11 protein-coding genes and 2 pseudogenes are annotated in these 11,638 nt (G+C 69.8%); 10 read left to right on the top strand and 3 right to left on the bottom strand.

Annotated elements, in window-relative coordinates:
- The first annotated feature begins 1,335 nt into the window (after window positions 1–1,335).
- From rpsP to E1264_RS32485, 9 genes and pseudogenes are all read left to right on the top strand, one after another.
- Window positions 1,336–1,791, top strand: a complete 456-nt coding sequence (rpsP, locus tag E1264_RS32525) for a 30S ribosomal protein S16 (RefSeq protein ID WP_132179609.1) — start codon at window positions 1,336–1,338, stop codon at window positions 1,789–1,791.
- A gap of 1 nt (window position 1,792) precedes the next feature.
- The gene (locus E1264_RS32520) at window positions 1,793–2,035 is read left to right on the top strand and encodes an RNA-binding protein (RefSeq protein WP_021598307.1); all 243 of its coding nucleotides are present in this window, start codon (window positions 1,793–1,795) and stop codon (window positions 2,033–2,035) included.
- 11 nt (window positions 2,036–2,046) lie between these two features.
- Window positions 2,047–2,559 carry a ribosome maturation factor RimM gene (gene rimM, locus E1264_RS32515; RefSeq protein WP_132179607.1) on the top strand — a complete coding sequence of 171 codons (513 nt, stop codon included), beginning with the start codon at window positions 2,047–2,049 and terminating at the stop codon, window positions 2,557–2,559.
- Window positions 2,556–2,768: pseudogene (locus E1264_RS32510) on the top strand (tRNA (guanosine(37)-N1)-methyltransferase TrmD); the annotation flags it as partial. The gene rimM and the pseudogene E1264_RS32510, both read left to right, overlap by 4 nt.
- 645 nt (window positions 2,769–3,413) lie before the next feature.
- A pseudogene (locus E1264_RS32505) lies at window positions 3,414–3,959 on the top strand (tRNA (guanosine(37)-N1)-methyltransferase TrmD); the annotation flags it as partial.
- 118 nt (window positions 3,960–4,077) lie between these two features.
- The gene (rplS, locus tag E1264_RS32500; RefSeq protein WP_089312872.1) at window positions 4,078–4,428 is read left to right on the top strand and encodes a 50S ribosomal protein L19; all 351 of its coding nucleotides are present in this window, start codon (window positions 4,078–4,080) and stop codon (window positions 4,426–4,428) included.
- Between the two features lie 207 nt (window positions 4,429–4,635).
- Window positions 4,636–5,538 carry a signal peptidase I gene (gene lepB / locus E1264_RS32495; protein WP_132179605.1) on the top strand — a complete coding sequence of 301 codons (903 nt, stop codon included), beginning with the start codon at window positions 4,636–4,638 and terminating at the stop codon, window positions 5,536–5,538.
- 385 nt (window positions 5,539–5,923) lie between these two features.
- Complete coding sequence (locus tag E1264_RS32490; protein ID WP_132179603.1) at window positions 5,924–6,649, top strand: ribonuclease HII; 726 nt, start codon at window positions 5,924–5,926, stop codon at window positions 6,647–6,649.
- Window positions 6,646–6,960, top strand: a complete 315-nt coding sequence (locus tag E1264_RS32485; RefSeq protein ID WP_131971169.1) for a DUF2469 domain-containing protein — start codon at window positions 6,646–6,648, stop codon at window positions 6,958–6,960. Before E1264_RS32490 ends, E1264_RS32485 begins: the two co-directional genes overlap by 4 nt.
- A 280-nt stretch (window positions 6,961–7,240) precedes the next feature.
- Here E1264_RS32485 and dprA read toward each other — a convergent pair whose 3' ends face one another.
- Genes dprA through E1264_RS32470 form a run of 3 tightly spaced genes read right to left on the bottom strand, consistent with a single transcriptional unit; the run spans window position 7,241 to window position 10,337 of the window.
- Complete coding sequence (dprA, locus tag E1264_RS32480) at window positions 7,241–8,434, bottom strand: DNA-processing protein DprA (protein ID WP_132179601.1); 1,194 nt, start codon at window positions 8,432–8,434, stop codon at window positions 7,241–7,243.
- A complete protein-coding gene (locus E1264_RS32475; RefSeq protein WP_132179599.1) occupies window positions 8,431–9,984 on the bottom strand; it encodes a YifB family Mg chelatase-like AAA ATPase in 1,554 nt (517 codons plus the stop codon). Before E1264_RS32475 ends, dprA begins: the two co-directional genes overlap by 4 nt.
- On the bottom strand, window positions 9,984–10,337 hold the full coding sequence (locus E1264_RS32470; protein ID WP_132179598.1) for a YraN family protein: 354 nt from the start codon (window positions 10,335–10,337) through the stop codon (window positions 9,984–9,986). Before E1264_RS32470 ends, E1264_RS32475 begins: the two co-directional genes overlap by 1 nt.
- Window positions 10,338–10,492: 155 nt before the next feature.
- Here E1264_RS32470 and E1264_RS32465 point away from each other — a divergent pair, with 155 nt between their 5' ends.
- A complete protein-coding gene (locus E1264_RS32465; protein ID WP_207936516.1) occupies window positions 10,493–11,407 on the top strand; it encodes a tyrosine recombinase XerC in 915 nt (304 codons plus the stop codon).
- The last annotated feature ends 231 nt before the right edge of the window (window positions 11,408–11,638 follow it).

Below are 11,638 nucleotides of genomic sequence, written 5' to 3'. Positions count from 1 at the left end.
CCTCCCGCCCGGCCTCGGCGGCCAGCTCCCCCCCGGCTTCCAGATGCCCGACCTGGACAAACTCCAGAGCCGCAAGAAGAAGTAGCCACCCTCAGCAACGCCCAGTCGACGGCTCCCAGGACACGGCACCGGGTCAACGCCCCTGCTAATCGCGCGCCGGTTCACCGGGCGCAGCTGGCGCCCCGCCCGAACAGTGTTCCTGGACGCCGCCGAAGCCCGGTTTGCGCGCGCCGGTTCGCCGGGCACGGCCAGCCTCCCGGCCGAGCAATTCCTACTAGGACGCGGCCAAGCCCGGGTTGCATGCCAGGTTCGGCAGGCGCGGCCCGCCGCTCCGAGGGAACCGCGCTCTCTCAGGCCCCAAGCCCCGGATTGCGCGTGCCCGTTCGCCGGGCGCGGATGGCCCCCAGCCGGGGTGCTCTCTCGGATGCCGTCGAAGCGCGGGTTGCGCGCGCTGGTTCGCCGGGTACGGTCGGTGCCCCGACTGAGCGGTGCCTGCTAGGACGCGGCCCAAGCCCGGGTTGCATGACGGGTTCGGCAGGCGAGGCTGGCGCTCTGACAGAATCGGGCTCTTGGAGACGTCGTCCAAGCTCGGGTTGCGTGCCCCGTTCGCTGGGCGTGGCTGGTGTCCCGGCCGTGTGGTGCTCTCTCGGATGCCGTCGAAGCGCGGGTTGCGCGCGCTGGTTCGCCGGGCGCGGTCGGTACCCCGGCCGAGCTTTGCCCTCTAGGACGCGGCCAAGGCTGGGCTGCATGCCAGGTTCGGCTGGCGCTCCAACCGAACCATGCTTCCCGAACGCGGGTCCATGACGGGGTCGCGCGCGCCCGTTGGCCGGGCGCTGTCGGCGTCCCGGCCGAGTGGCGTCCTCTCAGACGCGGCCCAGCTCAGGCCGCCTGCGCGCGATCGCTGGGCGCGGCTGTGTTCCGGCCAAGCGGTGTTGTCCCGAATGCCGCCAAAGCCGGCTTGCATGCCTCGTTCGCCGGGCGCGGTCGGTGGTCCCAGGCGAGCGGTGCTCTCCCGGGTGGCGTCTACGGGCGGCCACGCTTCTTGTCTCGCTGCAGCGGTGGAGCGGCCACCGCCGCATTGCTGCGGGTCACAGCCTCAGCCGATCTCGTCGGCGCCGGCGCGCTCGATCGCCGCGCCCGTGGTCGGGCAACACGACTTCGCGCGATTGCGCGTTTCCACGGATCGTCTGGCAGAATGATTGGCTGGAAACCCCGGAGTCGCCAGGCGCCCTCTCTCGTCCTGGGCGACCGGAGTCCTCGGGCGGCTGTGAGCCGGTGTTCCCCACCTGGCACGGGCCGTCCACCCTGTAATGAAGTCTGGAGTACACCACACCCGTGGCAGTCAAGATCAAGCTCAAGCGTCTGGGGAAGATCCGGAACCCGCAGTACCGGATCGTCGTCGCCGACGCCCGCACCAAGCGTGACGGGCGCGCCATCGAGGAGATCGGGCTCTACCAGCCCAAGCAGGAGCCGTCGCTCATCAAGATCGACTCGGAGCGGGCGCAGTACTGGCTCGGCGTCGGCGCGCAGCCGACCGAGCCCGTCCTCAACCTGCTGAAGATCACCGGCGACTGGCAGAAGTTCAAAGGCGAGCCGGGCGCCGAGGGCACCCTCAAGGTCGCCGAGCCGAAGCCCGACAAGAAGGCCGCGTTCGAGGCCGCCGTCAAGGAGTCGCTGGGCGACGACGAGTCCGCCGGCGCCGCGACGCAGACCCGGAGCAAGAAGAAGGCCGAGCCGAAGAAGTCCGAGGCGAAGGCCACCGAGACGACCGAAGCTAAGAGCGAGGGCTGACGTGCTCGAAGAAGCGCTCGAGCACCTGGTCCGCGGGATCGTGGAGAACCCGGACGACGTCCGGGTCCGCGCCCGCCGGATCAGGGGCGGCCGGGTCCTCGAGGTGCGGGTGCACCCCGAAGACCTTGGAAAGGTCATCGGCCGCAGCGGACGCACCGCCAAGGCCCTCCGCACGGTGATCAGCGCCCTCTCCGGGGGCCGCTACGTGCGCGTTGACCTCCTCGACGTCAACGAGGTCCGCTGAGTGGCGTCCCGATGAGCGAACCGCTCGTGGTGGGACGGATCGGACGGCCGCACGGGGTTCGCGGTGAGGTCACCATCGACGTCCGCACGGACGAACCGGACATCCGGTTCGCCGCGGGCACGGAGATCGTCACCGACCCCGCGGCCGCTGGCCCCCTCACCGTCGAGCGTGTTCGCTGGCATTCGGGACGCCTGCTCGTGCGCTTCGCCGGAATCGGCGACCGCGACGCCGCCGAAGAACTCCGCGGCACCTGGCTCGTCGTCGACGCCGACGAGATCCCCCCGTCCGCAGACCCGGACGATTTCCACGACCGGGAACTCATCGGGCTCGCCGTCGTCACCGCGGAGGGCGCCGATGTCGGCCGGGTCGCCGACGTCCTGCACCACGGCCAGGACCTCCTGGTCGTGGACGGCCCCGCCGGGGAGACACTGGTCCCCTTCGTGACCGCGCTCGTCCCCGAGGTGGACGTTCCCGGGGGGCGGCTCGTCATCGACCCGCCCCCCGGCCTGCTCGACGAATCATGAGAATCGACATCGTCTCGATCTTCCCGGAGTACTTCGCCGCCCTCGACATCTCCCTTCTGGGCAAGGCCCGGCGAACCGGACTCCTGGACGTCCACGTCCACGACCTGCGCGCCTGGACCCACGACCGGCACCGCACGGTCGACGACACGCCGTACGGCGGCGGCCCCGGCATGGTCATGAAGCCGGAACCGTGGGGCGAGGCCCTGGACGCCATCGTCCCCCCCACACCTCCGCCATCCTCCGGCCCGCCCCCTACGAGCCCGTCGTCTCCTGCGGGTCCGTCGTCTCCTGCGGATCGGTTCCCTCCTGCGAACCAGCCGCCCCCTCCAGGCACGCCTCCTACGGATTCACCACCGTCCAGCCCGCCGCCTCCTACAGGCATGCTTCCCGCGGGTTCATCTCTTGCCAGCCCGTCGCCTCCTACGGGCCCATTGCTGCCTGTGAGTCATTTGCCTTCTCCGGGCTTGCCACTTGCAGGTTCACATTCCGTCGGGCCATCGCCTCATAAGGGCCCGTTGCCCCACTCGGGTCAGCTGCCTCCTGCGAGCCCGCCCCCTGCGGACTGGCCGTCCTCCAGCACGCCGCACCCTGCCGGTCCGCCGCCCGGTGCGGGAGCGCTGCCCACGGGCCAGGCGCCCGGGAGCCCGCATCAAGTCGACCCGCCGTCCTCCAGCACGCCGCACCCTGCCGGTTCATCGCCCGCTGCGGGAGCGCTGCCCACGAGCCAGGCGCCCGGGAGCCCGCATCTAGCAAGCCCGCCGTCCTCCAGCACACCGTCACCCACCGATCCGTCGTCGGTGAGCGAGCCCCACGTAGGTGCCGGAGCAGACCAACCGGCCTCCTCCGGGGTGGTGCCGCGGCTGATCATCCCCACGCCGAGTGGGCGGCCGTTCACGCAGGCGGACGCGGCGCGGTACGCGTCCGAACCATGGCTTCTCTTCGCCTGTGGACGCTATGAAGGCATCGACTCGCGCGTTGTCGAAGAGGCCCGTACGCGGATGCCCGTGGACGAGGTCAGCCTCGGCGACTTCGTGCTTGCCGGCGGGGAGGTCGCCGTCCTGGTGATGATCGAGGCGATCGGACGTCTCCTGCCCGGTGTCCTCGGCAATGCCGACTCCGTCGCCGACGACTCGTTCGCGCCCGGCGCCATGGAGTCGCTCCTGGAGGGCCCCGTGTACACCAAGCCCCCCGTCTGGCGGGAACGATCCGTTCCGGACGTCCTCCTGTCGGGCCACCACGGTGCGATCGCCCGCTGGCGGCGCGACGAGGCGATCCGCCGCACCGCGCGGTACCGTCCCGACCTGCTCGCCCGCCTCGCCCCGGAGGACCTCGACGATCGGGACCGCGCCGTCCTCCGCGAGGCCGGTTTTCCGGTTGACGCCGAAGATATGGCAGACTAGAGCGTCCGTGCGTCCAGACCGCACGGCACCCCAAGACCACTTCCCGCGGCGCGACGCCCCCACGAAAGACCCACCGGGGCCTCTCGACGCCCGCGTTCGACCATGAGGAACCGCTGCGATGCACACCCTGATCCAGGAGATCGAAAAGGCCGCGATGCGCGCCGACGTCCCGGACTTCCGCCCGGGCGACACGCTGAAGGTGCATGTGCGTGTCACCGAGGGCAACCGGAGCCGTATCCAGGTCTTCCAGGGCGTGGTGATCCGGCGCCAGGGCGGCGGCGCCCGCGAGACCTTCACCGTCCGGAAGGTCAGCTACAGCGTCGGTGTCGAGCGGACGTTCCCGATCAACAGCCCCTCCATCGACAAGATCGAGGTCGTCACCCGCGGCGACGTCCGCCGCGCCAAGCTCTACTACCTGCGGAACCTGCGCGGCAAGGCGGCGCGTATCAAGGAGAAGCGCGACCACTGAGTCCTCTCCATCCGCCACCGACACTGCGACGCACTCGATCGCCGCGGACGGACAGAGCCGATCTGAGCCAATGAATGACAACGCCCCGGGAACCCGAAACGGTGAACGGGGCGTTGCCAGTTTCGGATGGAAATGGCCGATCCTGTCCCTGACGACACGCCCACGGGCGGCGTCCGCGTGGCCCTGCGCCGCTAGGCTTTCGCTCTGATGACTGACGAGGACGATCGGAGAGACGTGCGATCCGAGGCCGAGGGCGCGGTGCCCGAAGAGCAGGAGCCCTTTGACTCGGTCGAGGGAGCGGTCGACGACTCCGAAGACGACGCCAAGCGCAAAAAGAAGAAACAGGGCTCGTTCTGGAAAGAGCTGCCCATCCTCATCGTGGTCGCAGTCGTGCTCGCGCTCGTCATCAAGGCGTTCGCGGTCCAGGCCTTCTACATCCCGTCCGGGTCCATGGAGAACACCCTCCAGGTCGGCGACCGCGTCCTCGTCAACAAGATCGTCTACCACACCCGCGACATCGCCCGCGGTGACGTCATCGTCTTCAACGGCCTCGACTCGTGGGACCCGGAGATCCAGGTCGAGGAACCCGGCAACCCGGTCTCCCGCGCGCTGCGCGCCGTCGGCACCGCCTTCGGTGTCGCTCCCAACGAGAAGGACTACATCAAGCGCGTCATCGGTATCCCCGGCGACCACGTCAAATGCTGCGACGCCAAGGGCCGCGTCACGGTCAACGGCGTCCCGCTTGACGAGGACTCCTACCTCTTCACCAACCCGGACACGCACGAGCGGAACAAGCCGTCCAACGAGCCCTTCGACGTCACCGTGAAGCCGGGCCAGCTGTGGGTCATGGGCGACCATCGCGAACTCTCCTACGACTCTCGCGCGCACCGCGGCGACCCCGGGGGCGGCACCATCCCGATCAACCGCGTCATCGGCCGTGCCTTTGTCATCGTCTGGCCGCTGGACCGCATGGACACCCTCCCGATTCCCGACACGTTCAAACAGAAATCCCTGGCCGCCGCGCTCCCAGCCACCCCCTTCGCCCTAGGCGTCATCGGCACCATGCCCCTCGCCTACCTCTTGAGACGCCGTCGCCTCAAAGCCACCTGAGCCCTTCCCACGTCGCACAACGACAATGGCCGCCGAGGCACGCCTGGACGCGGCGTCACCCGCCACCGGGTTCGCAACTCGACGTGCCCGAAGATGATCTCGCCGGGGCCAGGGCAACTAATGGGATGCGTTCCGGGCGGCGTGAGCAGGATGCCCTCAAAGGTCAGACGGGCCCGCCATTTTCGGACGGGAGACATCACCCTTCCAGGACCTTGACCGCGCCCACGGACGTGCGCGCGCACAGGGCGTTGGCCATGTCCAACCTTCAAGACGCGGGTCGTGCGGTTCGTTCGGCGATAAGGCCTCCGACAGGTGATCGGGGACATGGTGGGAACGGCGGCATTCGGGGAGCGGCGAAGGGGCGCGGCGACGTACGCTGCGGAGCATGAAGGGTCGTCCACTTCGGTTCACGCCGCGCCGTGACGCGGGGATGTACGCCTTTGAGCGTGCCCTGGAACATGCGGGGCTGAGCCCGGTCGCCGGCGTCGATGAGGCGGGGCGGGGCGCGTGCGCGGGACCGCTGGTCGTCGCCGCAGTGATCCTTCAAGGCGGGCGAGGCAAGATCGACGGCCTCACCGACTCCAAGTTGCTCACACCGGCGCGACGGGAGGAGCTGTACGCCGAGGTCACCGAACGCGCGTACGCGTGGAGCGCGGTCGTCATCCCGTGCCACGACATCGATCGGATCGGTCTCCACCGCTGCAACGTCACCGGGATGCGGCGGGCCCTCGCCGCCCTGGACAAGCGCCCCGCCTACGTGCTCAGCGACGGTTTCCCGGTCCCCGGCCTGGACGTTCCCGGGCTCGCGATGATCAAAGGGGACCAGGCGGCGGCATGTGTGGCCGCGGCGTCCATCGTCGCGAAGGTCACCCGAGACCGGATCATGGTGGCCCTCCACGAGCGATACCCGGAGTACGGGTTCGACCTTCACAAGGGATACGTGACCCGCGCGCACGGCAAGGCGCTCGACGCGCACGGACCCTGTCCAGAGCATCGCTTCTCCTACGTCAATGTGGGGCGTGCCTTGCGTAACAATGGAGAGGTGGCCTTGGTGGAGGAGACCGAAGGGGAGGTCCCCGGCGAGGGCTACACGGAAGGGGCACGAGCGTGAGCGCCGAGGATCTCGAGAAGTACGAGACCGAGATGGAGCTGCAGCTCTATCGCGAGTACCGCGACGTTCTCGGGCTCTTCACCTACGTCGTCGAAACCGAGCGCAGGTTCTATCTCACCAACTCGGTCGACCTCCAGGTGCGCAGTGTCGACAACGGCGAAGTCTTCTTCGAGGTCACGATGCAGGACGCCTGGGTCTGGGACATGTACCGCCCTGCCCGCTTCGTCAAGAACGTGCGTGTCGTCACGTTCAAGGACGTCAACGTCGAAGAACTGGCCAAGAGCGACTTCGAGCTCCCCTCCGACGAGTAGGCCACCTCCCTCCAGCCCCGCATCGCAGCCACGACCTGTAATTAGGCGGCCCAGTCGAGCCCGCCTCCCAACCCTCGACATGCACCCACCACGGCCGCACCCACGATCCGGTGTTAGGTCGACCTGGGTTACCTCGTCCGCCAGGTGACTCCTCTCTTGCGTTGGCCTGTGAAGGTTGGAGCGGCCTTGGTCCGTTGGGTGTGGTGGCGGGCGGGGGCGAGGGTGATGCTTCGGTGGATTGAGGCTCTTGGGGAGTTGAAACGTGGGCGTTGCTGGTCGGTCATTCGGGCTCCTTGTGGAGGGTGGCCGGAGGTTGATCGTTGTCGTCGGCCGGGCCTTTGGGGGATTTGCCTGCCTTGGTCAGGCGCCAGCCTGAAGAGGTTCGCTCGACGAAGCCGGCGGCGGCCAGGAGGCCCAGCTTTGCGTTGATCGTCGTCAGCTCGACGCCCGCGTTGACGGCGAGCTGCGCGGGACCGGCCGCGCCTCGGGCCGGGAACGCCTCCAGGACGGCTCGGGTAACCGGCTCCAGGCGATCACGGGGGAGGACGGGGCTGTGCCGTAATGGGGCGAGGTCGGTGCCGAGACGGCCGACCGCTTCGATGATCTCCTCGGTGCGGGTGACGAGGGTGGCGCCGTCCTCGCGCAGGAGCCGGTGACAGCCGACCGACGACCGGCTGGTGATCGGGCCGGGCACGGCCATGACCATGCGGCCGAGCTTGGACGCCCAGGTCGCGGTGTTGAGGGCGCCGCTGCGGGCCTCCGCCTCCACGACGACCGTGCCGCGGGACAGTGCGGCGATCACCCGGTTGCGGACGAGGAACCGGAGCCGGTGCGGGTGGGTGCCCGGCGGCGACTCGCTCACCAGGACCGAACGCCGGGCGATCTCCGCGAACAGGCCCTCGTTGGACGCCGGGTACGGGACGTCGACGCCGTTGGCGAGGACGGCGACGGTGGGGGCGTCGGCGGCGAGAGCGCCCCGGTGGGCGGACGCGTCGATGCCCAGGGCGCCGCCTGAGATCACCGTCCAGCCCGCGTCCGCCAGCTCGAAGGCGAAATCGGCGGCGGTTCGCATGCCGTAGGGGGATGCGGCGCGGGAACCGACGACGGCGACGGAGCGCAGGCAGCTGTACCGCAGGTCGCCGGGGCCGCGCAGCCACAGGGCGTAGGGACGGCCGCTTCCGAGATCGTCCAGCGTCGTCGGCCACTCGGGGTCTCCAGGGCAGACGAGACGTCCGCGGAACTGGGCGCAGACGGCCATGTCCTGGTCCGGTTCGGCGGCGATCAGGCGGATCCGCCAGTTCTCCAGGCGCTTGATCTCCTTCATGTCGGCGGGCACGTCGTCGGGGAGCCGGCCGGTGCGGATCGATTCGAGTGCCTGCTCCGGGCCGGAGTGGTCGATGATCCGGTTGAGGAAGGCGTCGCCGGGTTCGGCGACCGAGGTGAGGGTGGCGCGGGCGGTGCGCTCGCCGCTCATTGGCGCCCCGCAGACCACAGGGTGAGCGCGCCGCCGACGTCGTCCGGGCTTGGTTCGTCGTGGCCCGCCAGATCCGCGATGGTCCATGCGACGCGCAGGATGCGGTCGAGGCCGCGTGCGCTGAGCGCGCCCCTGTTCAGGGCTTCGTCGGCGCCTTCCATCGCCTCCGAGGAGGGGGTGAAGCGGCGGCGCAGCTCCGGGCCGGGGATCTCTGAGTTGCATCGCCACGGGGTTCCGGCGAGGCGTCTGACAGTCCGCTCCCTGGCGAGCAGAACGCGTTCGGCGACCACCTTGCTGGACTCGGCGAACTCCAGGTCGTAGCGGAGTTCGGCGCGGCTGGCCGGTGTCAGTTCGAGCTTGAGGTCGATGCGGTCGAGGAGCGGGCCGGACAGGCGGGAGGTGTACTTGCGGCGTGTGCCGGGGGCGCACGAACAGTCGATCTGCTTGGCCGCGGCGCACGGGCACGGATTCGCCGCCAGGACGAGCGTGAACCGCGCCGGGAAGTGCGCCATGCCTTCGATCCTGCTGATCCGTACCTCGCCTTCTTCGAGAGGTTGGCGAAGGGCGTCCAGCGTTCCTCTGAAGAACTCTGGAGCTTCGTCCAGGAACAAAATCCCTCTGTGGGCGAGCGACACGGCCCCTGGCTGCAAGACGCGGCCGGAGCCGCCGCCGACCAGCGCGGCGCGCGAGGCCGTGTGATGCGGCGCGTAGAACGGCGGCTGGGTGATGAGCGGCTGGCCCGGCCGGAGCGTCCCCGCGACGGAGTGGATCGCCGTGACCTCCAGGGCGATGTCGGGCTCCAGCGGCGGCATCAGCGTCGGGAGCCTCTCCGCGAGCATCGTCTTTCCGCAGCCGGGCGGCCCCGCGAAGAAGAGATGATGGCCGCCGGCGGCGCTGATCTCCAGGGCCCGGCGGGCCTCGGCCTGCCCGCGGACGTCCGCCAGATCGAGATCGGGTGGGATGTCCTGCTGCCGTAGGGCGAGCCCGTCTGCGGGGAGGGTACCGCTGTCCTCCTCGTCCTCCTCGATGGGCGGTGGCTGGTTGCGCAGGAGGCACAGGAGGCCGCGCAGCGTGCTCGCGGCCACCACCTTCATGCCCGGGACGAGTTCCGCCTCGGCCGCGTTCGCGCGGGGGACGACGACCGTCCGGCACCCCTGGTTGGCGGCGGCCAGGACGGCGGGCAGCACGCCCTGGATGGGCCGGAGGCGGCCGTCCAGGCCGAGCTCGCCGATCATGACCAGGTCGGCGCAGGCCCGCGCCGGGACGACCTCCGCGGCCGCGAGCAATGAAACGGCGATGGCGACGTCGAAGGTGGAGCCCTTCTTCGGCATGCTCGCCGGGCACAGGGACACTGTGACGTGGCGATTGGGCCAATCCTCCCCGGAGTTGTAGATCGCGGCGCGGACCCGGTCGCGGGCCTCGCTGAGCGCCGTGTCCGGCAGGCCGACCAGGTGAAGGCCGGGGACACCGCTGGTGATGGCGGCCTCCACGTCGACGACGCAGCCGTCCACCCCGATGAGGGAGACCGAGCGCGTCTTCGCGAGCGTCATCAGCACACCTCCCGCAGGTGGTCGACCGAGAAGTCGCCGCCGTCGGTGATCAGGCCGAGGACGTCCACCCGCATTTGCGTGCCGTTGACGCCGTGCGCGGCGGCCCACCGCCAGGCCAGCCGCCGTAACCGGGCCGCCTTGTCGGTGGTGATCGCCTCGGCGGGGTCGCCAAAGCGGTCCGAGCTGCGGGTCTTCACCTCGCAGATGACGTGCCTCCGGCCGTCGTGGGCGACGATGTCGAGCTCGCCGTCGCGGCACCGCCAGTTGCGGTCGAGAATCGTCCAGCCGAGCTTGACCAGGTAGTCGACGGCGGCGTCCTCGCCGCGCCGGCCGAGGCTGATGTGGGCGTTCACGGGCCTCACCTCCGGTCTCCGACGATGCCGACCCGTTACATTGCGTCGCCGAGAAATCACGACCTGTGGATAACTTTGGAGAATGTTTCCGGCGATTCGTGGCAAACCGGGCTTCGGTGCTTGCTTCGATCCGGCCGGTGGCGCAGCGTGACGCTGTGAGCAACGCGCTGGAAGACGCCGTCACCGACTTCGGCCGCCACCTCCGCGCCGAACGCGACGTCTCACCGCACACGCTGCGCGCCTACCTCGGTGACCTGAACGACCTGATCGGCTATGCCGCGGAGACCGGCGTGACGGAACCGGCGGGCCTCGATGTCTCGCTGCTGCGGGCTTGGCTCGCCCGTCAACATGCCCTGGGTCGTTCTCGGGCGACGTTGGCCCGCCGCACGGCCGCTGTGCGCGCATTCACCCGGCATCTGCACCGGCGCGGCCAACTCTCGGGCGATCCAGGGGTGCTCCTCGGCACGCCCAAGCGGCAGCGCGATCTCCCCGAGGTGATCACACGCGACGAGGCGGCACGCCTCCTGGACACGATGGACGCCCAAGGTCCGCTGGGGCTCCGCGATCTGGCCGTTCTCGAAATGCTCTACGCGACGGGCGTCCGGGTCAGCGAACTGTGCGGTCTCGACATCGACGACCTGGACACCGGGCGCAGCACGGTCCGGGTCTTGGGCAAGGGCGGGCGTGAACGCACCGTCCCCGTAGGGGAACCGGCAGCTCGCGCCGTCCAGGACTGGCTCCGCGCGGGACGCCCGGCCCTGGCCACCGATCACAGCGGCCCTGCGCTCTTCCTGGGCGCCCGTGGGGGACGACTCCACCCGACCAGTGCACGCCGCATCGTCCACGATCGGATCTCCGAGGTCGGCCAGGTACCCGACCTGAGCCCGCACGGCCTCCGCCACAGCGCCGCCACCCACCTGCTTGAAGGCGGAGCCGACCTGCGGAGCGTCCAGGAGATCCTCGGACATGCCTCCCTGCAGACGACCCAGCTCTACACGCACGTCTCGGCCGAGCGGCTCAAGCAGGTCCACCGCCAGGCCCACCCGCGCGGAGCCCAATCCGCCGACTAGGGCTTATCGGGAGTCTGATGGGCGGGGGCCTCCACGGCCGCGAGAAAACGACGTCCTTGCGGCGCACAGCGAGCTAGGTGTGCGGGTGGTCGAAATCAGTTCGGTTCAGCCCCCTGTTGTCCCGTCCACGGGTGGTGGGAAGTGGTCGCCAGGAGTGCACGCGTTGCCGAGTGCCACACCCACCGAACCCGCACGTGCCATGGGGACGTGGGGGTTCGGTGGGTGTGCGGG

This window comes from Actinomadura sp. KC216 (assembly GCF_004348535.1).
GTDB lineage: Bacteria > Actinomycetota > Actinomycetes > Streptosporangiales > Streptosporangiaceae > Spirillospora.
This window is presented reverse-complemented; position numbering and strand designations above follow the sequence as displayed.